Source organism: Stenotrophomonas sp. YJH_SMC_48-3 (assembly GCF_059369375.1).
The window spans coordinates 199,995-225,052 of the sequence record NZ_JCAFSQ010000002.1 but is presented as its reverse complement, the minus strand read 5'-3'; the positions used below and the strand labels follow the sequence as shown (position 1 = coordinate 225,052).

Below are 25,058 nucleotides of genomic sequence, written 5' to 3'. Positions count from 1 at the left end.
AAGCCGACACCGTGCTGGCAACGGGCGTCGGCCGTTTCGTTGGGGAAAATTCGCAATGGATATCGGCTACTTCCTGAAGCTGATGACCGAAAAGAACGCTTCGGACATGTTTTTGACCACCGGGGCACCGGTCTACATCAAGATCGAGGGGAAGCTCTATCCGCTGGGCAACACCGGCCTGCCGCCGGGCATGGTGAAGAAGATTGCCTACTCGCTGATGGACGAGGGCCAGGTGCCGCAGTTCGAGCGCGAACTCGAGCTCAACATGGCCATCGCCCTGCCCGACGCCGGGCGCTTCCGCGTCAACGTGTTCAAGCAGCGGGGCGAGGTCGGCATGGTCATCCGCGCCATCCGCAGCCGCATCCCGAGCATCGAGGAGCTGAACCTTCCGCAGGTGCTGAAGGACGTCATCATGACCCCGCGCGGGCTGGTGCTGGTGGTGGGGTCCACCGGCTCCGGCAAGTCCACCTCGCTGGCGTCGATGATCGACCACCGCAACAGCACCACCACCGGTCACATCCTCACCATCGAGGACCCGATCGAGTACCTGCACAAGCACAAGATGTCGATCGTCAACCAGCGCGAGGTCGGCCTGGACACCCATGCCTTCCACAACGCGCTGAAGAACGCGATGCGTGAAGCGCCGGACGTGATCCTGATCGGCGAGATCCTGGATGCGGAAACGATGGAGGCGGCGATCGCCTTCGCCGAGACCGGCCACCTGTGCCTGGCCACCCTGCACTCCAACAACGCCGACCAGACCATCGAGCGCATCCTCAACTTCTTCCCGGAAAGCGCGCACAAGAACGTGCTGATGAACCTGGCGCTGAACCTGCGCGCGGTGATCAGCCAGCGCCTGGTGAAGAACAAGGAGGGCCGACGCCTGCCGGCCACCGAGGTGCTGATCAACACGCCGATGATCCGCGACCTGCTGCGCCGCGGCCAGGTGCACGAAATCAAGGCGGCGATGGAAGCCTCGCTGGAGGAAGGCATGGAGAGCTTCGACCAGTGCCTGTTCCGGTTGGCCAAGGCTGGCACCATCGAGCAGGAGGAGGCCCTGCGCGCGGCCGACTCGCGCGATGGCTTGGCGCTGAAGTTCCGCCTGTCCGAAGGCAGCAGCGGCGAACACGACCCGTACGCGGATTTCTCGGCCGGCGCGCCGAGCATCACCCACGGGTTCTGACCTGAAGGGTTCAGGGGCGGTCTCATCCAATGAGACCGCCGATCCGTAGGTTTCCGCAATGGAAACCATCCGCAAGCTTGCCATCCTGGCTGACGCCGCCAAATACGATGCCTCCTGCGCCTCCAGCGGCTCGGGCAAGCGCGACTCACGCGCCAGCGGCGGTATCGGCAGCACCGAGGGCATGGGCATCTGCCACAGCTATACACCGGATGGCCGCTGCGTTTCGCTGCTGAAAATCCTGCTGACCAATTTCTGCGTCTACGACTGCGCCTACTGCGTGAACCGGGTCTCCAGCAACGTGCCCCGTGCACGTTTCAGCGTGGATGAGGTGGTCACGCTCACCCTGGACTTCTACAAGCGCAACTACATCGAGGGCCTGTTCCTGTCCAGCGGCATCATCCGCAATGCGGACTACACCATGGAACAAATGGTGGAAGTAGCCCGGCAACTGCGCGAAGAACACCGCTACGCCGGCTACATCCACCTCAAGACCATTCCCGAGGCCTCGCCGGAACTGCTGGCCAGTGCCGGGCGCTATGCCGACCGCCTGTCCATCAACGTGGAACTGCCGACCGAAGCCGGCCTGAGCGCCTTGGCGCCGGAGAAGACGGTTCATTCCATCCGTGGCGCGATGGGCGAACTGCGTTGGCGCATCGAGGAAGCCAAGGAAGCTCGCAAGGCCCCCACAGCGGTGGCACCGACGTCCATCCGCAGCACTCGCCCGCGTCCTCCCCGTTTCGCACCGGCCGGGCAGAGCACGCAGATGATCGTCGGCGCGGACGGGGCAAACGACCGGCAGATCCTGGCCAGCGCCGACAGCCTGTACGGCAACTACCGCATGCGCCGGGTCTACTACTCCGCGTTCAGCCCGATTCCGGACGCCAGCCGGCAGTTGCCACTGCAGCCGCCACCGCTGCAGCGCGAACATCGCCTTTACCAGGCTGACTGGCTGCTGCGCTTCTACGGCTACGACGTGGATGAGATTACCGATACCACCCAGGACGGCATGCTCGACCTGGATATCGACCCGAAGATGGCCTGGGCGATCCGCCATCCCGAGCGCTTTCCGGTCGATCTGAACCGGGCACCGAAGGAGATGCTGCTGCGGGTGCCCGGCCTTGGCGTGCGCAACGTCAAGCGCGTGCTGATGGCACGCCGTCACGGGCGGCTGCGCGTGGCCGACATCGCGCGCCTGAAGGCACCGATGAGCAAGCTGCTGCCGTTCGTGCTGCTGGCCGACCATCACCCTCGCAAAGCACTGGACGACCCGGCGGCGCTGCGCGCGCAGCTGGCCCCGCCGCCGCGACAGGGTTCGCTGTTCGATGCCCCGTCCGCGGCCTGACGCGCAGCGCTGGTCGCTGCGGGTGGATCCGCCATGGTCGCTGGAGGCCTGGCGCAGCGGTGCGCGCGAAGCCCTGCTGCGCGGCGTCGCGCCGGAGCAGCTGGACTGGCTCGAGGGCAGCGACGCATCACTGCTGGACGCGCCCGCGGTCACCTCGGCGCCCGCACAGGCCGATGCTGGCGCACCGACGGTACCGCGCGACTTCCTGGAACTGGCGGCCACCTGCCTGTGCCATCGCGACGGACAACGCATGGCCCTCCTGTACCGGTTGCTGTGGCGCATCGCCCATGGCGAACGCTCGGTGCTGTCAAACCCTGCCGATGCCGACGTACTGAGGGCGATGGCCATGGCACAGGCGGTCCGCCGCGACACGCACAAGATGAAGGCATTCGTGCGCTTCCGCGAAGTGCCTGGCCAGCCTGATGCGTTCATCGCCTGGTTCGAGCCGCAGCACCACATCGTCGACCGGGTCGCGCCGTTCTTCGCGCGCCGTTTCACCGGCATGCGCTGGGCCATCCTCACGCCTTCGCGCAGCGTCGCCTGGGATGGGCAGGCGCTTGCCTTCGGCCCCGGTGCACTGCGCGAGGACGCCCCGGCCGAGGATGCACGCGAGTCGCTGTGGCAGACCTACTACGCCAGCATCTTCAATCCGGCGCGACTCAACACACGGATGATGATGCAGGAGATGCCGGCCAAGTACTGGCGCCACCTGCCTGAAGCACAGTTGCTGCCACGCCTGGTGCGCGACGCCGCCGACCGCGTGCAGGAAATGCATGACCGTCCCGCGCAGGCACCGCAACGCAGGATTCCGCTGCGAGCGAACCCTCCGGCATCGGCAGCCGAAGCCAGCAGCCTGGACAATCTGCGCGGACAGGCCAGCGCCTGCCGCCAGTGCCCGTTGTGGGAGCAGGCCACGCAGACCGTGTTCGGACAGGGGCCGGCAGGGGCCGGGGTGATGCTGGTCGGAGAACAACCCGGCGACACCGAGGATCTGCGCGGGCAGCCGTTCGCAGGACCCGCCGGCCAGGTGCTGGACCGCGCACTGGCGGAGCTGGGAATCGATCGCGCCCAGCTGTACCTCACCAACGCGGTGAAGCACTTCCACCATGAGCGGCGCGGCAAGGTGCGGCTGCACAAGCGGCCGGAGAGCCGTCACATCCAGGCCTGCCGGCCCTGGCTGATGGGTGAGATCGCGCGCGTGCGGCCGCAGGTGATTGTGTGCCTGGGCGCGACTGCGGCAGCCTCGGTATTCGGTCGAGATTTCGACCTCTCACGCGACCGCGGACGCTGGCACACCCTCGAAGACGGCACCCGCGGCTACGCCACGGTGCACCCGGCGTGGGTGCTGCGGCAGACCGACGATGCACGCCGCGAGGCCGGCTATCGGCTGTTCCGGGAAGACCTTCGGCAGATGTTGCGAGGGGATGGGGCATCCGCCGGGCATGGCCCGGCGCTACCACGGACCGGGGACCGGTAGCGCCGGGCCGCGCCCGGCGAGCGAAGCGGCCCGTCAGGCAGCGTCGGGCTGGTGTTCCGGACGCGCGCGGTCGAATGCGTCCAGCGCTTGGCACGCCGCTTCGATGCGGCGCAGGGTCGGGTACGGTGCCAGGTCCAGGCCGAAGCGGTGGGCGTTGTACAGCTGCGGCAACAGGCAGATGTCGGCCAGGCCAGGACGGTCGCCGTGGCAGAAGGTGCCGGTGTCGCGGCTGTTGGCCAGCATCGCTTCCATCGCGTCAAAGCCTTCGGCGATCCAGTGCAGGGTCCACTGCGTGCGGGCGTCGGCGGGCAGCTGCAGGTCGCGTTCCAGGTACTGCATCACCCGCAGGTTGTTGATCGGATGGATATCGCAGGCCACAAGCTGCGCCAGCGCCCGCACCCGTGCGCGGCCCGCAGGATCGGCCGGCAGCAGCGGCATCTGTGGGAAGCGCTCTTCCAGGTACTCGATGATCGCCAGTGACTGGGTCAACGTGTGCCCCTCATGCAGCAGGGTCGGCACCAGCTGCTGCGGATTGAGCGCGCGGTAAGCCTCATGGTGCTGCTCGCCACCGTCGCGCACCAGATGCACCGGCCGCGCCTCCCAGGCCAGGCCCTTCAGCTCCAGGCCGATGCGCACGCGGTAGGCGGCGCTGGATCGCCAGTAGGTGTACAGCACGATGCCGTCGTCGACCGGAATCTCCATCGCCGCCTCCATGCTCAGGGCCTGGCCGCCTGTTCGATGCGCTGCTCGATCGCACCGAAGATGCTGTTGCCGGCAGCGTCGAGCATCTCGATCCGGACCACGTCACCGAAGGACATGAACGGCGTGCTCGGCTTGCCGTCACGCAGGGTCTCGACCACGCGCTGCTCGGCGAAGCACGAGGCACCCTTGCTGGTGTCTTCATTGGCGATGGTGCCCGAGCCGACGATGGTGCCGGCACCCAGCGGGCGGGTCTTGGCCGCATGCGCGACCAGCTGGGCGAAGTTGAACTGCATGTCCACGCCCGCCTCCGGCGCACCGAACCACTGGCCGTTGATGTGGGTCAGCAGCGGCAGGTGCACCTTGCTGTCCTGCCACGCAGCACCCAGCTCATCGGGGGTGACGAACACCGGCGACAGCGCCGAACGCGGCTTGGACTGCAGGAAGCCGAAGCCCTTGGCCAGCTCGCCCGGGATCAGGTTGCGCAGGGAGACATCGTTGACCAGGCCGACCAGCTGGATGTGGCTGGCGGCCTGTTCCGGAGTGGCCGCCATCGGCACGTCGTCGGTGATCACCACGATCTCCGCTTCCAGGTCGATGCCGTAGTCCTCGCTGACCACCTTGACCGCATCGCGCGGGCCGTAGAAGCCCGCACTGGTGGCCTGGTACATCAGCGGGTCGGTGTAGAAGCTCTCGGGCACCTCGGCACCGCGGGCGCGGCGCACGCGCTCGACGTGCGGCAGGTAGGCGCTGCCATCGACGAATTCATAGGCGCGCGGCATCGGTGCGGCCAGCGCCTGCGGATCGAGGTCGAACACGCCATCGGCGTCGCCAGCGTTGAGCGATTCGTACAGGGCGTTCAGGCGCGGCGCGATGTGGCTCCAGTCCTCCAGGGCCTGCTGCAGGGTGGCGGCAATGCCGGTGGCGCGCACGCCGTGGCGCAGGTCACGCGAGACGACGATCAGGGTGCCGTCGCGGCCGCCTTCCTTCAAGGAACCAAGCTTCATGGGTGGGTGTCCGGAGTCGTGGGCAAACAAGTTTCAAGTGTAATCAAATCTGCGGCGGCGCCAAGCTGCGGCGCGGCATCGGCCTACCCTACCGTAGTGGGGGCTTCGGCAGGGCTTGCAGCCCTGCACCTGCAGAAGCAACGGCAACGTCAAAAGCCTGCATTCCGTGGGATGGCGGGGCGGTGTGGGTGGGCAGGACACGCCGTAAACCCATCCCTGGGGGCTCGATGGCGCCATCCATGGCGCCAACGGTCCTGCCCGCCCACACCGCCCCACCCCCGACAGGTTCCCAATGACTGATCGAACATCCACATCATTCATCGTCGAGATCCGTCAGACACCGAAATTGATCGAATGAGATTCGACAGATCGCGGAAAACTGTCGAAGGCGGGGTGGGTCCGGTGGCAGGGGCGTGAGCCGCATGGATGCGGCGACCGAGCTTACATGGACGTACTTGCAGCGTCTCCCGCCACCGGCCCCCCCCGCCATCCCTCAGGAAACCCGCTTTTGACGTTGACGTCGCTTTGGCCTCTGCGGGTGCAGGGCGCAGCCCTGCAGAGAGAACCCCTTACCTGAACAGGCCTTTTTGCGTGAAGTCTCAAACATCGTTTAGACTTGCGGGGTCTGCAGCGGCCGTCCGTTTCCCTTCGGGATCGCCGGCGACCAGGGTCCGCCCTCTTCGCCCGCCCCCACTCCGACGCCGTTCGTCACGCATTCCAGCCTGCGCTTCGTGCCGGCTGCACCCAATTCTCGCAGCGCGGTTCACGGGAACGCTCCGAGTCAGCCGATCACTTTGATCTGCCCCCGTCTGTCCGTTCGGACAGGCGTTTCTTGTACCTGGAGCAATCTCAATGTCTTTTGAATCGCTGGGCCTGGCGCCCTTCCTGCTGCGTGCGCTTGCCGAGCAGGGCTACGAAAACCCGACCCCGATCCAGCAGCAGGCGATCCCGCTGGCGCTGGCCGGTCGCGACCTGCTGGCCGGCGCACAGACCGGTACCGGCAAAACTGCCGCATTCGGCCTGCCGTTGCTGCAGCACCTGGGCACCGCCTCGCAGGAAGTGCGTGCCGGCCCGCGCAAGCCGCGTGCGCTGATCCTGGCCCCGACCCGCGAACTGGCCACCCAGGTGCATGACAGCCTGCGCGGCTACAGCAAGTACCTGCGCATTCCCAGCGCCTGCATCTACGGCGGTGTCGGCATGGGCAACCAGCTGGACATCCTGCGCCGTGGCGTGGACCTGCTGGTGGCCTGCCCGGGCCGCCTGATCGACCACCTGGAGCGTCGCAGCGTCGACCTGTCCGGCATTGAACTGCTGGTGCTGGACGAAGCCGACCGCATGCTCGACATGGGCTTCCTGCCGTCGATCAAGCGCATCCTGGCCAAGCTGCCGAAGCAGAACCGCCAGACCCTGCTGTTCTCGGCCACCTTCGAGGACAACATCCGCCAGCTGGCGCTGGAGTTCATGCGCAACCCGGAACAGATCCAGGTGACGCCGAAGAACACCGTGGCCGAAACCATCACCCACCGCGTGCACCCGGTCGATGCCGGCCGCAAGCGCGACCTGCTGCTGCACCTGCTGGCGCAGGACAGCCGCGAGCAGACCCTGGTGTTCGCCCGTACCAAGCACGGCAGCGACAAGCTGGCCACGTTCCTGGAAAAGTCGGGCATCAAGACCGCGGCGATCCATGGCAACAAGAGCCAGGGCCAGCGCCTGCGTGCGCTGGGCGACTTCAAGGCCGGCCGCGTGACCGTGCTGGTGGCCACCGACATCGCTGCGCGCGGCATCGACATCAACGAGCTGCCGAAGGTGATCAACTTCGACCTGCCGATGGTGGCCGAGGACTACGTGCACCGCATCGGTCGTACCGGCCGCAACGGCGCGACCGGCCAGGCGATTTCGCTGGTGGCGCAGGATGAAGTGAAGCTGCTGCGCGCGATCGTGCGCCTGCTGGGCCGCGACATGGACATCCGCGATGTACCGGGCTTCGAACTGCAGGTTCCGATCCGCTGGGGCAACAGTGCGCCGGGCAAGGCCGAGCACGATACCGGCGAGCGCGCACCGCGCAAGAGCCACGCGCGCCGTCCGCACGGTGATGCGCCGCGCCATGCGCATGCCGGCCCGAAGAAGGCCGGCGGTGGCCGCCGCGAAGGCGGTGGAAATGGCCAGCAGCGTGCAGGTGCCGGCCATGGCCAGCGCCGTGGCGGTGGTGGCAATGGTGGCGGCCGTGGTCGTGGCCAGGGTGGCGGCGGTGGTCGCGCTGGCTGATCCCAGCTGACATGGAGGGTGCTTCCCGCTGCGCGGGGGGCTATCGAAGGACGGCGCTGACGCGCCGTCCTTTTTTGTTGCCGGCTACCGGGTGACAAAGCACGCGGTGGCAGTACCGAGGGCGGATGGGCATGGGGGCAGCGCAGAACACGCTGTAAATACGTCCATGTAAGCTCGATGGCGCCATCCATGGCGCCCACGGTTCTGCGCTGCCCCCATGCCCATCCGCTTCAAGCATTGCCGGCGCCTTCTTCTCCCGCCGGGTAGCCGGGAGAAGAAAGATCAAATTCAAATTCAAAGTCAAAAGCCGAAGCCGCAATTCCTGGCTTTGCGTTTGCTTTTGCTTTTGCCCTTGCTCCCGCCTTGGGGTCTGATGCGTCCGCGCCCGCAGGAAACTGTCATGGGAGGCAGGGGGCCTCAGCCAGGACCGTTGGCGCCAAGGATGGCGCCATCGAGCCCCCATGGATGGGTTCACGGCGTGTCCTGGCTGAGGCCCCCTGCCTCCCAAGCACAACAACGACTCGGCGCCAAACGCCTCAACCCCGCGCCTTACCCGGATTCACCAGATTCCCGAAGAAGATCGCGTTGATCAACAACCGGTCCGTGCCGTGCCAGTACTTGCGGTGCGCCGGGTCATCGGCAAACAGCACCACGTTGCCCTGCCCCTGCGCCGACACCAGCACCCACGCGCTGCCCGCCACCCGCGCACGGTTGCGCTCGGAAAGATAGCCATTCACCCGCGGCGGTGTGTCGATGCGTACCACCGTCGAGAACGGATTCGTGCTCGGCTGCAGCGTCACCGTGCTCTCCTTGTTGATCGCCAGTTGCCGGCGCGGCACGCCAAACGCCAGCGGATGACTGGTGTCCACATCGGCGCTCAGGATGTTGCCGCTGACCCGCTCGATCGCGGCGATGTCGCGCTGGTCACCGAATGCACGGCGGCTCTCGTCGGCAGTCTCTTCTTCCTTGCCGAGCTTCTCGCCGTCGGCCAACTTCTGCTCGATCGCCCACTTCGATGCACTGCCGTAGGTAACCAGCGAGCCACCCGCCTGCACCCAGCGCTTCAGCGCAGCCACCGCCGTGGTATCGACGCCGGTGTAGGTACCCCCGGACAGCACGATCGTGGTGTAGCGGTCCAGGGACACTTTGCCCAGCTGCTGCGGGTCCAGCTTGCTGGCAGGCAAATGCAACTGCTGGTCGAGCAGGAACCAGGCCGAGCCGATCTCGGTGGCGGCCACGCCCTCACCCATCACCAGCGCAACCGCGGGTTTGCGCAGCGCCTTGACGCCGTCACTGCCCAGATCGATGCCTTCGCGGCTGCGGCCACTGGACAGCGCGTGCACCTGCACACCTGCCTCGCGCGCGGCCGATGTCACTGCCTCAAGCAGCGCCGCGCCCTGCAGCGCTTGCCCGGCAACCGGAATCACCAGGCTGCCGGCGGCGAAGCTGACGTCGCCCTGCGCGGTCGCGGTGGTGAACGGCTGGAATGCTGCACGTGCGCTCACGCCTTTGCCCTGCAGCGCGGCCAGCGCGCGCCCGGCGTTGTAGTCGCGCCAGTCGATCGCGTAGGCGAACCCGGCCTGGCCACCCAGCACCGCGCCCTGCTGCGCCGGCAACGCTGTCACCCGTGCGCCGCCTTCGATACGGCTGCGGCTGCCGGCGAAGGCCACGCCGTAGGCCGGTGCGATTGCATAGCTGGTGCTGCCGTAGAACACGTCGCCCTTGATCGGCGGCGTCTCGGCAAAGATCGAATGCACCAGGCGGAACTGCGCCTGCTGCACCTGCACCACGTAGGCGCTGCCGGCATCGAAGCGCTGCCCATCGACGGTGACTGCACGCTCCAGCGCACGTACCTCGATGCGATGCAGCAGCAACAGTTCCAGCAGGCGACGGGTCAGTGCCGGATCGTGCGCGTCGCCGAACACGAAGCTCTTCACCGGCTGCTGTGCGGCCTGCTTCAACGCGCTCTGGAAGAACTGCTTCTGCAGGTCGAACAGGCCACTGCGCTCGGCCACTGCACCACGCACCGTGCCCAGCCCGGTGGCGACCTGGTTGCGGACGGTGAACGGGAAGGTCAGCAGGCCATTCACCGATTCCTGCACGCGGCCACGTGAACTGGCCTGCTCGACGGTGACGCCGACCGCGCCGTGGAAGTCCGGATAGGTCGAGCCGTACACCGGCGAGAAGTTGTCGAAATTCTCGCCGGTGTAGTACAGCGAACCCAAGGCATCCAGCGCCTGCGCGTGGTACTTGGCCAGGGTCTTGTTGAACTCGTACGACGGCGCCGGAATCAACGGGCTGTGCATGCTCTTCGGCGAAGGCTCGAAGTAGTAGGTGCTGTCCTTGCCCATTTCGTGGAAGTCGATCTGCACGTTCGGGTACCACTGGTGGAACACCTCCACCTTCGGCCGCGAGTCCTGCTGGGTCAGGGCCAGCCAGTCGCGGTTGAGATCGGTGAAGTAGTGGTTGGTGCGGCCCTGCGGGAACGGCTCGACGTGCTCCTTGTCAGCCGGGTCGGCCGAGGCCGGATCGGAGGCCCACGCGTTGTGCCAGTTGGCGGCGCGATCGCGACCGTCCGGATTCTGCGCCGGGTCGAACAGCACCACCGCCTGCTGCAGCCATTGCTGGGTCTCGGCACTGCGGTTGGCCACCAGGTAGTAGGCGGTCAGCATCGCCGCCTCGGCGCTGGAGGTCTCGTTGCCATGCACGCTGTAACCCAGCCACACCACCACCGGGCTGTCGCCCGCCGCACTGCGCGGCTGCGCCGGATCGACCAGGGTCGCGTGCTGCTGGCGGATCTGTTCCAACCGCGCGTGGTTGCCGGCAGCGGTTACCGTGGCGATCAGCAACGGGCGGCCCTCGTAACTGCGGCCGATCTCGCGCACGCTGATCTTGTCCGAGCGTTTCGCCAGTTCCTGGAAGTACGCCACCAGCTGGTCGTGCCGGGTGTAACGGCTGCCGATCGGGTAGCCGAGGAACTGCTCGGGTGTGGGAATGGACGTATCGAACGCGGCCGCGTCGACGGCCTGCGGGAAGAAGTACGCACTCTGTGCCTGCGCTGGCTGCGGGCAGGACAGTGCGGTGGCGGCGGCGATCAGCAACGGAAGAACGGCACGACGATGCAAGGACACGGTGACTCCCCAGGACACAACGGCAGACGGTCGCGCGGCCGGCTCCCTGAAGAAACCGGCCGCAGCGGATGGATCAGAAGCGGTAATCGAAGCCCAGCGTGAAGTAGCGGCCGCGCAGGTCGTACTGGCTGAAGTCGTATGGCGCGCGGATGCCCGGGAACGAAGCGTCGTACGGCGGCGTCTTGTCAGCCAGGTTCTGCACCTTGGCATACAGCGTCAGCTTGTCGATGCCGGTGTAGCCCAGGTACAGGTCGTACTGGCTATAGCTGCCGACGCGCTGCTGCACGGCCTTGGCTGCGGTGCTGGCTTCCTGGCGGTAGCTGCTGGTGTAGTACCAGGTTACTGCGGCGTTGAAATCACCGTACTTCCAGTCCAGCGTGGTGGTGGCCTTGTCCTTGGGCAGGGTCGCGCCCAGGTTGCTGCCGGCGTAGTCCACCAGCGGGCCACCGACCACGGTCGGGCGACGGTAGTCGCGCACGTGGGTGTAGGCCGAGGACACGGTGAAGTCACCCAGCGCCGCGGTCGGGATGCGCTGGCGCAGTTCGACGTCGATACCCGAGGTCTTCAGCTCGCTCAGGTTCTGGTAGCGGTTGTAGACCGCCTGCAGCTTGCCGCGCTCATCGCGCTGCACCGCGCCAGCCACGTTGTCGTTGACCAGGGTCTGGGTATTGTTGGTGCCGACCAGGTTGTCCAGCTGGATGCGGTAATAGTCCACGCTCAGGTTGGTGTTGGCCCACGGTGACAGCACCACGCCGAAGTTCACGCTCTTGGTTCGCTCCGGCTTCAGTGCGTTGTTACCGACGGTGAAGAAGGTCGGGTTCTGGCGCGAGCCCGGCACGTCCGGATCACGCGGATCAACCACGCTGCCGTAGGCGATGCTGGTGCTGTTGGAGTTTTCCGACAGCGACGGTGCGCGGAAGCCCTTCGAAGCGGACGCACGCACCAGCAGGACATCCAGGGGCTGCCAGCGCAGGCCGATCTTCGGCGAGAACGCATCGCCGAAATCGTCGTAGTGGTCGGCGCGCGCGGCGGCGGACAGCTCCAGCGTCGAGGCCAGCGGCACGTTCACTTCGGCGTAGGCCGCACTGACCTGGCGCTTGCCGTGTACTTCGGCAATGGCCGGGCGCACCTGCAGGCCGGCATCGATCTGCCACGGGTTGTTGGAGTCGAGCTTTTCGCGGCGCCACTCGGCACCGGCCGCGAAGCCGATCTCACCCGCCCAGGTATGGCCCAGGCTGCCGGAAATCTTCGCATCGATACCCTGCAGCTTGGATTCGGCCGGACGCAGCGTGGCGATGTTGATCGAATCGCGCACCGACTGCGGCGTGGCCGCCGGGTTGAGCAGGTTGTAGCTGCCGGTGGCCAGCGCGTCGGCCAGCGCCCAGCGATTGGCGAAGCCGCCGGACACGCTCTCGCGCTCGCTGCTGCGCGCACCGAATGCAGCCACTTCCCAGTCCCAGTTGGCGGTGGTGCCGCGCAGGCCGAACACGCCGCGATAGGCCGTGGATCGGTTGGTCTTGATGGTGCCACCAAGGTCGAAGAACGTGTACTCGATCGGGATCGCACGGCCGTACGGGTTGTACGGATTGTTGGCCGGCAGCAGCGACGACACCGGCTCGGCCAGGCCGCTGTTGGCGTTCAACGCGAAGCGGCCGCTTTCCAGGGTGAAGAACGGGCTGCTGCCGAACCACGCGGCGCTCTTGATCTGGCTGTACAGCACTTCGCCGAAGGCCTCGACGTTGTCGTTCAGGCGGAAGGTGCCGTTGGCATAGGCCTGGTAACGCTTGGTCGAGGGGATCAGCGTGGTGAACGGCGCCTGGTTGAAGCCGCAGGTGTCACCGGACAGGCCATCAATCGGCGCGCTGGCAACGCGGGTGGTGCCGGCCGGGCAGTTGCCGTTGGCGTCGAGCATCGGCACCGACACGCCGTTGATGAGGTAGCGCGCGCCCTTGGCCGACCAGCCGTTCCAGCGGCCACCCGGCTTGTCGGTGTAGATGCCGCTCCTGGTCAGGTTGCGTTCGTCCTGGTCCAGGCGCTCACGGTTGTACCCCTGCAGACTGAAGAGGATGTTGTAGCCATCGGTGTCGAGATCACCCAGGCCGCCGACGAACTTCAGGTTCTGCTCGTGCAGGCCGCCCTGGTCGGCACCGCCGAAGCTGCCGCCGATCTCGGCGCCTTCGAAGTTCTGCCGGGTGATGATGTTGACCACGCCGGCCACGGCGTCGGAGCCGTACACCGCCGAGGCGCCGTCCTTGAGCACCTCAATGCGCTCGACCGCGACCAGCGGCAGCGCATTGAGATCGACGAAGGTGTCGGACAGGCCACCGGCCGGGAAGCCATAGTTGGCCAGCCGGCGGCCGTTGAGCAGCACCAGCGTGTTCTTCTGCGACAGGCCACGCAGGCCGATGCCGGCCGAGCCGGACGCCCAGCCATTGTTGGTGGTTTCGTTGGCAGCGTTGCCGGTGTTGGCCGAGATCGAGCGCAGCACGTCGGCGACGGTGGCCTTGCCGGTCTGTTCCAACTGCTGGCGGCCGATCACCTGCACCGGGTTGGAGGCCTCGGTATCGGTGCGCTTGATGTTGGAACCGGTGACGCGCACGGCGGCCAGGGTGCTGGCTTCGCCACTGGCGTCGGCGGAGGTTTCGGCGGCGGCGGACAAAGGCGCGGCCAGAGCGACGGCCAGGGCCGCCACGAGCAGGGTGTGCTTGGGCATGACGATGTGGGGGAGGTGGAAAGGGCGACGTAGTTCCGCAGTAGTCCATGCCAAGCCGGGGTCCGGCCAATAACATCTCTTCATACGGATATAAGAGAAACTATCATCTCTTCATCCGGATGGAAAGAATTACTTCACGAAAGTCCAACAATCGCTCAGGATGGCCGGCCACCTGCGGCGTACAATCGCGCCATGGAAATCTTCAAAGTCTTCATGCTCGAGGCGGCGCACCGCCTCCCCAACGTGCCGCCGGGGCACAAGTGCGCGCGCCTGCACGGCCACTCGTTCCGGGTGGAACTGAAGGTCGAGGGCGAGCCGGGTGCGCAGACCGGCTGGATCATGGACTTCGGCGACGTGAAGGCGGCTTTCCAGCCGATCTATGACCGCCTGGACCATCACTACCTCAACGACATCCCCGGCCTGGAGAACCCGACCAGCGAGAACCTGGCGGTGTGGATCTGGAACGAACTCAAGCCCAGCCTGCCGGCGCTGAGCGAGATCACCGTGCACGAAACCTGCACCTCCGGCTGTCGCTACCGCGGCCCGACGGCCTGATCAACTCATTGATCTGAAAGGATTTTCAAAGGCGCCCTGAGCGCCTTTGTTATTTTTGTTGCATTGCCGCATCAACGGCGTATGCTGCAATGCATCAAGCCACTCCCTGATGCCCCCCATGGCCGCCGCCTTCAGCGATCGCTTCAGTGATGCCACCCGCCAGTTCGCCGCCGCCGCAACGCGCGCAAACCGATTGGCGTTGGAGAACGCGGAAAGCATGTTCGGCGTGCAGTTGAAGGTGATGGAGCGCAACCTGACCGCGACCGGCGGCTGGCTGGGCGAACTGGCCCGCAGCGACGACGCGGCCGGGATGCTCAACAAGGGCGCACAGCTGTGGCAGGACAACCTGCAGCGGCTGGGCCAGGCCCAGCAGGACGTGGTCGGTCTCGGCCTGGTGGCCAGCAAGGCGTGGTCCGAACTGGTGCAGGGTTACAACGAATCAACGGCGGACGCGAGCAACCACTGACGCGACGCAACGCTCATTGCGTGGGTCCCTCCCCCCATGCAATCCGGACCCGGCAGATCCCTCCCTCTGCCGGGTCTTTTTTTGCCTGGCGTCCGGATTCCGGAGTGCGTCTTCGTCCGATGTCTCTGCGAACTGAGGGGCCCCGCAGGGACAGGCAGGGGCCTGGGCAAATGTCCCGGCGCCGGCCGTTGGCCGCCACCTCCTCCTTTACTTTGCCCAGCCCCCCGCCCGCCCCGACGAGACTCGGCTTACGGCAGGTAAAGCGCAGCGCTCGTGGCGCCTTTCAACGAGGCGCCGACGAACTCCGAACGCAGGGCGGAGGCCCTTGCGTACGAAGTAAAGGGGGAGGTGACGGCCAACGGCCGGCGCCGGAGGACATTCGTACGCAAGGGCCTCCGCCCTGCGCCGCGCAGGACAACCCGCGAAGGAACCTCAGCGCCCGCGACCACCATGCCAATGCTGGTGCCACGCCTGGAACATCAGCACGTTCCACAGGTGCGTGTGCCACTTGCGCTCGCCGCGCAGGAACGCTTCCCAGATGCCGCGCACGCGTGCCGCATCGAAGCAGCCCTGGTTGCGAAGCAGCTGCGGGTCCAGCAGCGCCTCCGCCCAATCGCGCAACGGACCGGCCAGCCAGCGCGCCATGGGCGGGCCAAAGCCACGCTTGGGACGGTACACCAGCGGCTCGGGCAGGTAGCGTGCCAACAGATTCTTCAGAATGAGTTTGTGTTCGCCATCGTGGTACTTCAGGTGCTGCGGCAGGCGCCAGGCCAGGCGCACCACCTCCATGTCCAGCAATGGCGCACGGGTTTCAACGCCCGCCGCCATGCCCGCGCGATCAACCTTGGCAAGGATGCCCTCGGCCAGGTCCATGCGGAAATCCAGCAGCTGGATGCGCGCCTCGGCCGGCAGCGCGGTGTCCTGCTGCTGGAAGATCGTCATCGGCTCGCGTGCACCCAGCACCACCTGCGCCGGCTGCCGCCAGCGCGTCACGCGCTGCAGGTAGTGGCCTTCCACGTCGTTGGCGGCGACTTCCGCCACCAGCGCACGCCAGCCGCCGAGGCGGCCTCGCTCCACGTTCATCCGGTTGCCGCTGCGCCGTGCCAGGTCACGCACCCAGTCCGGCAGGCCGCCGCACAGGCGTGCATTGCGCAGCGCGCGGCCGTAGCTGGGGTGACCGAAGAACAGTTCATCGCCGCCATCACCGGTCAGTGCGACCGGCTTGCGAGCGCCCAGCAGTTCGCTGGCGAGCAGGGTCGGCAGCTGCGAGGCATCGGCGAACGGCTCGCACCAGACCTGCGGCAGGCGCTGCAGCAGGTCCAGGCCCTGGCGCGCGTCCATGCGGTGCAGGTGATGCTGCACGCCCAGGTGACGCGCGACCTGCGAGGCCCAGTCGCTCTCATCATGGCCGGGATCGTCGAAACCGACCGTCCAGGCTTCGATCGGCAGAGTCGACTGCGCCTGCATCATTGCGGTTACCAATGAGGAATCGGTGCCTCCGGACAGGAACGCGCCGCAGGCCAGCGGCGAGTGCATGCGTGCGGCAATGGCCTTCTGCAGTACCGCTTCCAGCTGGTCGGTGGCCTGCTCCAGGCTGGGTGCCGGCTGCAGTGGTTCCTGCAGCGCGCTCTGCATCGCATCGCGTGCACACCAGTAGCGTGAGCCGCCCTGTGTGGCCTGGCTGGAACCGCCAGCCGCATGGTCATTCAGATCGATGCGCAGCATCGCGCCTGCCACCAGCTTGTGGATACCGCGGTAGATGGTGTGTGGTGCCGGCACATAGTCATGGCGCAACAGCAGGCTCAGCGCATCCTGGTCGATGCTCGGGGCAAAGCCGGCGAAGGCCTGAAGCGCCTTCATTTCCGAGGCAAACAGGAACTGGCCCTGATACCAGCCGTAGTACAGCGGCCGCTCGCCGACCGGGTCGCGGGCCAGCCACAGTTCGCGCGATTCGCGGTCCCATACGCTGAAACCAAATGCGCCCTCGATGCGGGAGAGCGCCCGCTCCACGCCCCATTCGACGATCGCCTGCAGCAGCAGCCGGGCATCGCTGCAGCTGCGCGGCAGATCGCGCAGCTGCGACTGCAGGTCGGCCCGGTTGTACAACCGGCCATCCAGGCACAGCACGTAACGACCACAGTCTGAACTCAGGGGCTGCAACGGCGTATCGGTGGGCGCCCGGCAATGGCCCAACGCCAGGCCGGCCTCGGCGTCGGTCCAGTAGCCGATGCGGCCCCGGCCGCGCTGCTGCAGGGTGCGCAGCATCGGCGCCAGCTGCTGCAGCAGGTGTTCGTCCTCGGCGGGCGGCAGCCAGGCCCCGACCACGCCGCTCATCGGGCACCTCCGCAGCGGCAGCGGCGGGACGGGGTCAGCAGGCAGGCGGCGGCGGGCGACATGGGAACGGCACGCGGAGCGGAGGAGACTCCATGCTCTGCGCCCTGACGGCCCCGCGTCAGTCGCGTTGCTGTCAGCGATGGTCACCAGACGTATCACGAAGGTAACGCTTTGTAACAGTCTCAGGCTATGCTCAACGCCAAGCTGTTGCCAGGCCTGGAGTGCGGCCCCAGCGCCAGCAACCCCGGCTGAATGGCGCCCACCCGCTCGACCCGGGCGGCCCGCAGGCTGGGATAGCATCGCCGCGCTCGTGCCGTGGCGGTACGTTTGCGTCCACGGAGGCCTTGGAAATGCTGGATATCGTACTGGTCGAAGACGATGCCCGCCTGGGAACGATGGTCAGTGACTACCTGCAGCGGCATGGCTACCAGGTCGCCCATGAACGCAGCGGCGAACGGGCAGTGGCCCGGATCCTGGCGGAAAAGCCGGCGCTGGTCCTGCTCGATGTCGGCCTGCCCGACCAGGATGGTTTCGAAGTGTGTCGGCAGATCCGGCCCCACTATGACGGCATCATCTGCGTGCTGACCGCCCGCACCGACAACATCGACCAGGTGCTGGGACTGGAACTGGGCGCCGACGATTACATCGGCAAGCCGATCGAACCACGGGTGCTGCTGGCCCGCCTGCGCGCCCACCTGCGCCGCCACCGCCGGGTCGAGCCACGCGACGGCAGCCTGCGCTTCGGCGAGCTGAACATCGACCCCTCCACCCGCAACGTACACCTGCAGGGCGCCCTGCTGGAACTGACCACCGCCGAGTTCGACCTGCTGTTCCTGCTGGCCAGCAACGCCGGCCAGATCCTGGACCGCGATGCGCTGCTGCGCGGCCTGCGCGGGATCGCCTTCGACGGCCTGGACCGCTCGATCGATGCCCGCATCTCGCGCCTGCGCCGCAAGCTGGGCGACAACCCGGAGCAGCCAGAACGGATCAAGACCGTTCGCGGCCGCGGCTACCTGTTCAGCCGCTCGGCATGGGGATGACGCGCACGCCGTCGGCGATGCGCGGCCACGCCTTCCACTTCCTGCGCTACGGCATCGGCTTCCTGCTCGCCCATCTGTTGCTGATCGTGCTGGGCCTGTGGGCCTGGGACGCGCTGCTGGAAGACCGCACCGAAGCCGGCCTGCAGGCCGAGATGCGCGGCACGCACGCGCTGCTGCAGCATCGCTTCGCCGAAACCCCGCGTGAACAGTGGCCGGCGCTGGCCCGCGAACTCGACGCTGATTTCGCCTATGCCCTACGCCTGGTTCCTTTGGCCGAGGCGGTGAAGGCGCTGCAGTCCAGCCAGCGACCGCCATTCAACAACGGCCGGGTGCAGATCGACCTGGAGCACATGCGCAGCCTGCAGCGCATCGGTGACAGCGGCTACGCGCTGATGCTGGGGCCGCTGGACGCAGCGCTGCCTGACGAAAGCTGGCAGGACAGCGAAGTCTCCGGCGTGGCGATCCTGCTGCTGATCCTGATGGTGGCGGTGGCACTGCCGATGTACGTGATGGTCTACCGGCTGTGGCGCGACGTCTCGCAGCTGGCCCAGGCGGCGCGGCGGATGCGCGACGGCCAGCTGGACACGCGTGCGCCGCGCGCCGGCACCGCACTGGTGCGGCCGCTGGCCAATGCCTTCAACCACATGGCCGAGCAGCTGCAGCAACTGCTGGAAAGCCAGCGGGTGCTCGCGCAGGCGGTGGCGCACGAAGTCCGCACGCCGTTGGCACGGATGCGTTTCGGCCTGGCCGAGCTGGAAGACAGCGCACTCGACGACGTGCAGCGCGATGCGCTGGGCGGCCTGCGCACCGATGTGGATCGGCTGCAGCACCTGACCGACGCCGGCGTCGAGTACGCCGCACTGGGTCGCTGCCATCAGCTGACCCGCCAGCGCCTGCAGCTGGCGGCGCTGGTGCGCGGCGTGGTCGCCCAGTTCGCGCCGCTGCCGGTGCCGGTGCAGCAGGCGCTGTCGCCGGTGGGCCTGGTCAACGTCAACCGGCACATGCTGGAGCTGGCACTGCGCAACCTGCTCGGCAATGCACTGCGTTACGCGCGCCGGCAGATCCGTATTGCCAGCACCGTCAATGACGGCTGGCTGTGCCTGCAGGTGGAGGACGACGGCCCCGGCATCGCACCCGAACTGCGCGGCCAGGTACTGCAACCCTACGTGCGGCTGGACCCGGGCAGCCCGGGCTTCGGCCTCGGCCTGGCGCTGGTGCAGGTGGTGGCCGACAAGCACGGCGGCCACGTTGAAGTGACCGACTCCGAACTGGGAGGTGCGTGCATCCGCCTGAAACTGCCGCTGGAAAGCGGCGGTGCGGTGACGGGCGAACCGGCCTGCTAGGCCGCCGGTTCGGCGCGTGGCAGGGCAAACACGAACAACGCGCCGCTCGCGCTGTCACGCAGTTCGATCCTGCGCCCATGCAGCTGCACGATGCGCTGCACGATCAGCAGGCCCAGCCCGCCGTTCTCGCCACGCCGAGCGCCGAGCGCGGCCGGTGCCTGGAACAGGTGGGTGCGCAGCGCTGGCGCCACCCCGGGGCCATCATCGGCCACGCTCACCTCCACGCTGTCATCGGTTGCGCGCAGGCGCACCTCGATCTGCCCACCCTCGGGTGCATGCCGCAGCGCGTTGTCGAGCAGGTTGGTCAGCACCCGCTCGACCAGGCCCAGATCGGCACGCACCAGCGGCAGGCCGGGCGGGAACTCGGCGTGCAGGTGCTGGTTGCGCGCCTGCGCCGCCAGCTCGAATTTCTGCAGCACATCCTGCAGCAGTTCCGGCAGCGCGAACACTTCCCACTCCAGGCGCACTTCGCCATGTTCCAGCCGCGCCAGCTCGAACAGCGCGCGTGCCAGCCGGCCGACCTTGGCACTCTGTGCCAGCGCGATGCCGAGATAACGGCGCCGCTCGTCCGGCGACAGCGTGGCGTCCTTCAACGCCAGTGTTTCCAGGTAGCCATGCAGCGACGACAACGGCGTACGCAGGTCATGCGAGATGTTGGCGACCAGCTCGCGGCGCTGCAGATCCTGCTGGCGCAGCTGCTGCCACTGCTCGCCCAACCGTCGCGCCATCTGCGCATGCGCATGTTCGAGGATCACCAGTTCATCGCGCTCACCCGGGCGCAGCGGCTCCGCCGGCGGCAGTGGCGTGGGTGCATCGATGTCGAAGGCCTGGATGCGCCGGGTCAGCCGCCGCAGCGGGCGTGTCACCCAGTAGAAGGCCACCAGCCCGGCCAGCAGGCCGAGGCCACCAACGAGTGCCACCGACCACAGCGTGGTGTTCCACTGGCTGCCGGCAGCGAGGTCGTCGGCCAGCATCTGCCGGTGCTCGCCCACCAGCACCACGTACACATAGCCGGCCTGGCGGCCCTGCACGATCAACGGTGCAGCACTGAACACCTTGCGGCCATCGGCGCTGCGCGGATCATCACCGAGGATCGGCAACGGTGCTCCCGCCAGCAGGCGGCGCAGCGGCGCCACGTCCACCCGGGTGCGCACCAGGTGCCCACTGGGCGCATCGTGGCCAAGGATGCGGCCCTGGTCGTCCAGCAGGTAGACCTCGACGCTGGGGTTGACCGCCATCAGCTGGCCGAACAGCGCGCGCACGGCGGCATCGCGCATGCCGCTGGTATCCATCAGCTCGCTGCGCTGGGCAATGTGCTCGGCCAGGCCCAGCGACAGCCGCTGTACCACCTCCTGCTCGTGGCGGGTGTTGGCCCGCATCTGCAGTGCAAGCAGCGCCATGCAGCACGCCAGCATCAGCGCAGCGGTCACCACCGCCAGCTTCTGCCACAGGTTCGGCTTGATCATGCCGCCGCCCCGGCCGGATCGACCAGCTTGTAGCCGCGGCCCCACACCGTCAGCAACCGCCGTGGGTTGGCCGGGTCCGGCTCGATCTTGCTGCGCAGGCGATTGATATGGGTGTTGACCGTGTGTTCGTAGCCATCGTGCTGGTAGCCCCAGACCTGGTTGAGCAGTTCCATGCGCGCGAACACCTGGTCCGGATGACGGGCGAAGAACAGCAGCAGGTCGAACTCGCGCGGGGTCAGCTCCAGCGCGTTGCCATCCACCGAGGCGGTGCGCGCGACCGGATCCAGCTGCAGGCCGCCCAGTTCGATCGCGCCGGCATCGATGCGTGCGCTCTGCGCCATCGCCTCGGCGCGGCGCAGCAATGCGCGCACCCGCGCTACCAGTTCCGGCATCGAGAAGGGCTTTGCCAGATAATCGTCCGCGCCCAGTTCCAGGCCGACGATGCGCTGGGTTTCGCTGCCGCGCGCGCTGATGATGATGATCGGCACATAGCGCGCCATCGCGCGTGCACGCTGGCAGACCTGCAGGCCATCCACGCCGGGCAGCATCACGTCCAGCACCAATGCATCCCACGGACCTTCATGCTCCAGCAGGCGCAGGCCGGCATCGCCGCTGGCGGCATGGGCCACGTCGTAGCCCTCATCGCCCAGGTGCATGCGCAGCAGGTCGGCGATGTGGGCATCGTCTTCAACGATCAGCACGCGTTTGGTCGACATCGGCAGCTCGGGGCCAGTGGGGAGGCTGGCAGCATTGTGGCGCGGGGCGGCCGCCGATACCTCACGAAAAATTGAATCCTGCGTGAGGATTCGTTGACCCGGGCGGGCGCAGCATGGCCCCGTCGCCCCTTCCCGGAGTCCGCCATGTCCCTGTCCCGCCGCCATCTGCTGGGCCTGGGTGGTGTTGCCACCGCTGCCGGCCTGCTCGGTCTGGGGGCCTGCAGCCGCGCCGCCCCGGCGGCCGCTGAAGCGCGCCCGCCGCGACAGTTCGAGGTCATGCACAGCGATGCGCAATGGCGCCAGCGGTTGACCCCGGCGCAGTACGCGGTGCTGCGCCAGCAGGGCACCGAACGCCCCTGGAGCAGCCCGCTCAACAAGGAACACCGGCAAGGCACCTTCGCCTGCGCCGGCTGTGCACTGCCGCTGTTCTCCTCCTCCACCAAGTTCGAGAGCGGCACCGGCTGGCCCAGCTTCTGGGCACCGCTGCACAACGCCATCGGCGAAGACCGCGACGTGACCTTCGGGATGCTGCGGGTAGAGGTGCACTGCCGCCGCTGTGGTGGCCACCTTGGCCACGTGTTCAACGACGGCCCGCGCCCGACGGGGCTGCGCTACTGCATGAACGGTGCGGCGATGGTGTTCGTTCCCGGCGCCACGGACGGTACCGCCGACGGCTGGCGGGTGCCGGTCGGTTCTTCCCCTGCTTCCGGAGCCTGACGATGCTGCTGTTGCTGCTTGCCTACCTCGGCGGCGCGCTGACCCTGCTCAGCCCGTGCATCCTGCCGGTGCTGCCGTTCGTGTTCGCGCGTGCCGACCGCCCCTTCCTGCGCAGCACGCTGCCGTTGCTGCTGGGCATGGCGCTCACCTTCACCGTGGTCGCCAGCCTGGCTGCGGTGGGCAGCCAATGGGTGGCGCAGGCCAACCAGGTCGGACGCTGGGTCGCCCTGCTGCTGATGGCGCTGTTCGCGCTGGCACTGTTGTGGCCGCGACTGGCCGACCATCTGCTGGCGCCATTCCAGCGCGTCGGCGCACGGCTGAGCGCGCGTGCCGATGCGGCGGATGCCGCGGGGCACGGCGGCGCGTGGACCTCGCTGCTGATCGGCGTCGCCACCGGCCTGCTGTGGGCGCCCTGCGCGGGGCCGATCCTCGGCCTGGTGCTGACCGGTGCCGCCCTGCATGGCGCCAGTGCCGGTACCAGTGCGCTGCTGCTGGCGTATGCGCTGGGTGCGATCAGCGCGCTGGCGCTGGCGGTATGGGTAGGTGGCCGCGTGTTCCGCGCGCTGCAGGCGCGGCTTGGGCTGGGCGACGTACTGCGCAAGGTGCTGGGCGTAGCCGCGCTGCTGGCGGTGGTGGCGATTGGTCTGGGCTGGGATACCGGCCTGCTCACCCGTCTTTCGACGGTCAGCACCGCACGCATCGAGCAGGGCCTGCTGGATGCGGTACCCGGTGCGCAGCCGGCGGCACCGCCGATGATGATGATGGCCGGTGCCAACGCCGCAGCCGGTGCACCGCTACCGGTGGAAGGCACCCTGCCCGCGCTGGACGGCGCCACCGGCTGGCTCAACAGCCCACCGCTGACGGCCCAGCAGCTGCGCGGCAAGGTGGTACTGGTCGATTTCTGGACGTACTCCTGCATCAACTGCCTGCGCGCGATGCCGTTCGTGCACGAATGGGAACGCCGCTACCGTGACCACGGCCTGGTGGTGGTCGGCGTGCACACGCCGGAGTTCGCCTTCGAGCGTGACCCACGCAACGTGATGAAGGCGGTGCAGCAGCTGAAGGTCGAGTACCCGGTGGCGCTCGACAACCAGTACACGATCTGGCGCGCGTTCAACAACCGCTACTGGCCGGCGCAGTACTTCGTCGATGCGCAGGGCAACATCCGCGGCCACCAGTTCGGCGAAGGCAACTACGCGCGCTCGGAACAGGTGATCCGTCGCCTGCTGGCCGAAGCCGGGCAGACGAACCTGCCGCCACCGGCCGATCCCGCTGCCGCCGACCTGAAGGGCGTGGCCGTGCAGGCCGACATGGGCAACCTGCGCTCGCCGGAAACCTACCTCGGCCACGCCCGTGCCGAGCAGTTCGCCTCACCCGGCGGACAGCGCAGCGACAGCGCGTTCGACTACACGCTGCCGACCACCCTGGCGTTGAACCAGTGGGGACTGTCCGGCCACTGGACCATTACCGACGAGGCCGCAGAGCTGCAGCGGGCCGGTGGCCGCATTGCCTTCCAGTTCCATGCGCGCGACCTGCACCTGGTGCTGGCACCGACCCGCGACGGCACGCCGGTGCGCTTTCGCGTCTGGCTGGACGGCAAGCCGCTGCCCTCCGCCGATGCCGGCAGCGATGTCGATGCCGATGGCAGTGGCGTGGTCGACGAGCACCGCCTGTACCAGCTGGTGCGCCAGCGCGGCACGGTCGGTCCGCACCGCTTCGAGATCGAATTCCTCGATGCGGGCGTGCAGGCCTATGCCTTCACTTTTGGTTGAAACCGGAGGACATGATGAAACTCTCCTTTGAACAGGGCATCGCCGCCGGTGTCGCCGGACTGGTGGCCACCGCATTGATCGCCGGTGTGCTGCTGGTCGACCACGGCGCGGCTGCGGCGCCGGTCGAAGCCAGCGCGCAGACCCAGGCACTACCGGCACCCACGGGCGATGCGGCGTTCCGCGATGACGCGACCCACGCCAGCGTGGTGTTCGCCGGCGGTTGCTTCTGGGGCGTGCAGGGCGTGTTCCAGCACGTCAAGGGCGTGAGCAATGCGGTGTCCGGCTACATCGGCGGCAGCGCCGCCGACGCGCGTTACGAGCGGGTCAGCAGCGGCCAGACCGGCCACGCCGAAGCAGTGAGGATCGACTACGACCCGCGCCAGGTCAGCTACGGGCAGTTGATGCAGGTGTTCTTCTCGGTGGCACACGACCCGACCCAGCTCAACCGCCAGGGGCCGGACCACGGCAGCCAGTATCGATCGGCAATCTTCACCGATGACGCCCGCCAGCAGGCAGCCAGCCGCGCCTACATCGCCCAGCTCGGCCAGGCCGGCAGCTACCGCGCACCGATCGTCACCCAGCTGGTCAGCGGCCAGCGCTTCTACCCGGCCGAAAGCTACCACCAGAACTACATGGCGAACTACCCGCAGGCCGCCTACATCCGCTACTACGACGCACCGAAGCTTGCGGCGCTGGGCAAGCAGTTCCCGGCGCTGTACCGGCGCGAGGCGGCGCTGGTGCCGATGCGGTAGCCGGCATTCCCCCTTGGGCTGACCGACGCTCGGCGGCGCTCTCTGTAGAGCCGAGCCCACGCTCGGCTGCTGTTGGCGGA

General features: G+C 67.6%; 18 protein-coding genes. 11 read left to right on the top strand and 7 right to left on the bottom strand.

Going from position 1 to position 25,058, the window contains the following annotated elements:
* The first annotated feature begins 55 nt into the window (after positions 1 to 55).
* Genes AC5P65_RS03925 through AC5P65_RS03915 form a run of 3 tightly spaced genes read left to right on the top strand, consistent with a single transcriptional unit; the run spans position 56 to position 4,002 of the window.
* Positions 56 to 1,183: a PilT/PilU family type 4a pilus ATPase gene (locus AC5P65_RS03925; protein ID WP_049416904.1), complete on the top strand. Its 1,128-nt coding sequence runs from the start codon at positions 56 to 58 to the stop codon at positions 1,181 to 1,183.
* Between the two features lie 58 nt (positions 1,184 to 1,241).
* The gene (locus tag AC5P65_RS03920; RefSeq protein WP_111097801.1) at positions 1,242 to 2,525 is read left to right on the top strand and encodes a putative DNA modification/repair radical SAM protein; all 1,284 of its coding nucleotides are present in this window, start codon (positions 1,242 to 1,244) and stop codon (positions 2,523 to 2,525) included.
* On the top strand, positions 2,506 to 4,002 hold the full coding sequence (locus AC5P65_RS03915) for a UdgX family uracil-DNA binding protein (protein ID WP_111097800.1): 1,497 nt from the start codon (positions 2,506 to 2,508) through the stop codon (positions 4,000 to 4,002). Before AC5P65_RS03920 ends, AC5P65_RS03915 begins: the two co-directional genes overlap by 20 nt.
* 33 nt (positions 4,003 to 4,035) lie before the next feature.
* Here AC5P65_RS03915 and maiA read toward each other — a convergent pair whose 3' ends face one another.
* Both maiA and AC5P65_RS03905 read right to left on the bottom strand, forming a co-directional pair.
* A complete protein-coding gene (gene maiA, locus AC5P65_RS03910; RefSeq protein WP_111097799.1) occupies positions 4,036 to 4,704 on the bottom strand; it encodes a maleylacetoacetate isomerase in 669 nt (222 codons plus the stop codon).
* Between the two features lie 14 nt (positions 4,705 to 4,718).
* Positions 4,719 to 5,708: a fumarylacetoacetate hydrolase family protein gene (locus AC5P65_RS03905; protein WP_019660949.1), complete on the bottom strand. Its 990-nt coding sequence runs from the start codon at positions 5,706 to 5,708 to the stop codon at positions 4,719 to 4,721.
* A gap of 852 nt (positions 5,709 to 6,560) precedes the next feature.
* On the opposite strand from AC5P65_RS03905, the gene AC5P65_RS03900 reads away from it, so the two are divergent.
* On the top strand, positions 6,561 to 7,973 hold the full coding sequence (locus AC5P65_RS03900) for a DEAD/DEAH box helicase (RefSeq protein ID WP_495215431.1): 1,413 nt from the start codon (positions 6,561 to 6,563) through the stop codon (positions 7,971 to 7,973).
* A gap of 536 nt (positions 7,974 to 8,509) precedes the next feature.
* Here AC5P65_RS03900 and AC5P65_RS03895 read toward each other — a convergent pair.
* Together AC5P65_RS03895 and AC5P65_RS03890 are read right to left on the bottom strand one after the other, a co-directional pair.
* Positions 8,510 to 11,104 carry a M14 family zinc carboxypeptidase gene (locus AC5P65_RS03895; protein WP_031270202.1) on the bottom strand — a complete coding sequence of 865 codons (2,595 nt, stop codon included), beginning with the start codon at positions 11,102 to 11,104 and terminating at the stop codon, positions 8,510 to 8,512.
* 73 nt (positions 11,105 to 11,177) lie between these two features.
* Entirely contained in the window at positions 11,178 to 13,817 is a 2,640-nt protein-coding gene (locus AC5P65_RS03890) for a TonB-dependent receptor plug domain-containing protein (RefSeq protein WP_111099285.1), read from the bottom strand.
* Between the two features lie 192 nt (positions 13,818 to 14,009).
* On the opposite strand from AC5P65_RS03890, the gene queD reads away from it, so the two are divergent.
* Together queD and AC5P65_RS03880 are read left to right on the top strand one after the other, a co-directional pair.
* A complete protein-coding gene (queD, locus tag AC5P65_RS03885) occupies positions 14,010 to 14,372 on the top strand; it encodes a 6-carboxytetrahydropterin synthase QueD (protein ID WP_005407953.1) in 363 nt (120 codons plus the stop codon).
* Between the two features lie 118 nt (positions 14,373 to 14,490).
* On the top strand, positions 14,491 to 14,838 hold the full coding sequence (locus tag AC5P65_RS03880) for a phasin family protein (RefSeq protein ID WP_019660945.1): 348 nt from the start codon (positions 14,491 to 14,493) through the stop codon (positions 14,836 to 14,838).
* Between the two features lie 432 nt (positions 14,839 to 15,270).
* Here the strand turns inward: AC5P65_RS03880 and asnB are convergent, their stop codons facing one another.
* A complete protein-coding gene (gene asnB / locus AC5P65_RS03875; RefSeq protein ID WP_021203383.1) occupies positions 15,271 to 17,172 on the bottom strand; it encodes an asparagine synthase (glutamine-hydrolyzing) in 1,902 nt (633 codons plus the stop codon).
* Positions 17,173 to 17,522: 350 nt separating this feature from the next.
* On the opposite strand from asnB, the gene AC5P65_RS03870 reads away from it, so the two are divergent.
* The gene (locus tag AC5P65_RS03870; RefSeq protein WP_021203382.1) at positions 17,523 to 18,212 is read left to right on the top strand and encodes a winged helix-turn-helix domain-containing protein; all 690 of its coding nucleotides are present in this window, start codon (positions 17,523 to 17,525) and stop codon (positions 18,210 to 18,212) included.
* The gene (locus AC5P65_RS03865; RefSeq protein WP_031270199.1) at positions 18,209 to 19,555 is read left to right on the top strand and encodes an ATP-binding protein; all 1,347 of its coding nucleotides are present in this window, start codon (positions 18,209 to 18,211) and stop codon (positions 19,553 to 19,555) included. The genes AC5P65_RS03870 and AC5P65_RS03865 overlap by 4 nt, the downstream gene beginning before the upstream one ends.
* Here AC5P65_RS03865 and AC5P65_RS03860 read toward each other — a convergent pair.
* Positions 19,552 to 21,021 (bottom strand): sensor histidine kinase, encoded by a 1,470-nt coding sequence (locus AC5P65_RS03860; protein ID WP_021203380.1) that lies wholly within the window; start codon positions 21,019 to 21,021, stop codon positions 19,552 to 19,554. The two genes, AC5P65_RS03865 and AC5P65_RS03860, sit on opposite strands and share 4 nt — an antisense overlap.
* Entirely contained in the window at positions 21,018 to 21,737 is a 720-nt protein-coding gene (locus AC5P65_RS03855) for a response regulator transcription factor (RefSeq protein WP_111097712.1), read from the bottom strand. The genes AC5P65_RS03860 and AC5P65_RS03855 overlap by 4 nt, the downstream gene beginning before the upstream one ends.
* A 144-nt stretch (positions 21,738 to 21,881) precedes the next feature.
* Here AC5P65_RS03855 and msrB point away from each other — a divergent pair, with 144 nt between their 5' ends.
* From msrB to msrA, 3 genes are read left to right on the top strand one after another with little or no spacing between them, the layout of a single operon-like run.
* Complete coding sequence (gene msrB, locus AC5P65_RS03850) at positions 21,882 to 22,454, top strand: peptide-methionine (R)-S-oxide reductase MsrB (RefSeq protein ID WP_111097713.1); 573 nt, start codon at positions 21,882 to 21,884, stop codon at positions 22,452 to 22,454.
* Positions 22,455 to 22,456: 2 nt separating this feature from the next.
* Positions 22,457 to 24,226 (top strand): cytochrome c biogenesis protein DipZ, encoded by a 1,770-nt coding sequence (locus AC5P65_RS03845; protein ID WP_111097714.1) that lies wholly within the window; start codon positions 22,457 to 22,459, stop codon positions 24,224 to 24,226.
* Positions 24,227 to 24,240: 14 nt separating this feature from the next.
* Positions 24,241 to 24,978: a peptide-methionine (S)-S-oxide reductase MsrA gene (msrA, locus tag AC5P65_RS03840; protein ID WP_111097731.1), complete on the top strand. Its 738-nt coding sequence runs from the start codon at positions 24,241 to 24,243 to the stop codon at positions 24,976 to 24,978.
* The last annotated feature ends 80 nt before the right edge of the window (positions 24,979 to 25,058 follow it).

Bases quoted from the DNA above. Each gene is read 5' to 3' on its own strand.
- AC5P65_RS03880 (WP_019660945.1), top strand. From the start codon at position 14,491: ATGGCCGCCGCCTTCAGCGATCGCTTCAGTGATGCCACCCGCCAGTTC.
- AC5P65_RS03845 (WP_111097714.1), top strand. From the start codon at position 22,457: ATGCTGCTGTTGCTGCTTGCCTACCTCGGCGGCGCGCTGACCCTGCTC.
- AC5P65_RS03905 (WP_019660949.1), bottom strand. From the start codon at position 5,708: ATGAAGCTTGGTTCCTTGAAGGAAGGCGGCCGCGACGGCACCCTGATC.
- queD (WP_005407953.1), top strand. From the start codon at position 14,010: ATGGAAATCTTCAAAGTCTTCATGCTCGAGGCGGCGCACCGCCTCCCC.
- asnB (WP_021203383.1), bottom strand. From the start codon at position 17,172: ATGAGCGGCGTGGTCGGGGCCTGGCTGCCGCCCGCCGAGGACGAACAC.
- AC5P65_RS03855 (WP_111097712.1), bottom strand. From the start codon at position 21,737: ATGTCGACCAAACGCGTGCTGATCGTTGAAGACGATGCCCACATCGCC.
- maiA (WP_111097799.1), bottom strand. From the start codon at position 4,704: ATGGAGATTCCGGTCGACGACGGCATCGTGCTGTACACCTACTGGCGA.
- AC5P65_RS03920 (WP_111097801.1), top strand. From the start codon at position 1,242: ATGGAAACCATCCGCAAGCTTGCCATCCTGGCTGACGCCGCCAAATAC.
- AC5P65_RS03925 (WP_049416904.1), top strand. From the start codon at position 56: ATGGATATCGGCTACTTCCTGAAGCTGATGACCGAAAAGAACGCTTCG.
- AC5P65_RS03915 (WP_111097800.1), top strand. From the start codon at position 2,506: ATGCCCCGTCCGCGGCCTGACGCGCAGCGCTGGTCGCTGCGGGTGGAT.
- msrA (WP_111097731.1), top strand. From the start codon at position 24,241: ATGAAACTCTCCTTTGAACAGGGCATCGCCGCCGGTGTCGCCGGACTG.
- AC5P65_RS03865 (WP_031270199.1), top strand. From the start codon at position 18,209: ATGACGCGCACGCCGTCGGCGATGCGCGGCCACGCCTTCCACTTCCTG.
- msrB (WP_111097713.1), top strand. From the start codon at position 21,882: ATGTCCCTGTCCCGCCGCCATCTGCTGGGCCTGGGTGGTGTTGCCACC.
- AC5P65_RS03900 (WP_495215431.1), top strand. From the start codon at position 6,561: ATGTCTTTTGAATCGCTGGGCCTGGCGCCCTTCCTGCTGCGTGCGCTT.
- AC5P65_RS03860 (WP_021203380.1), bottom strand. From the start codon at position 21,021: ATGATCAAGCCGAACCTGTGGCAGAAGCTGGCGGTGGTGACCGCTGCG.
- AC5P65_RS03890 (WP_111099285.1), bottom strand. From the start codon at position 13,817: ATGCCCAAGCACACCCTGCTCGTGGCGGCCCTGGCCGTCGCTCTGGCC.
- AC5P65_RS03870 (WP_021203382.1), top strand. From the start codon at position 17,523: ATGCTGGATATCGTACTGGTCGAAGACGATGCCCGCCTGGGAACGATG.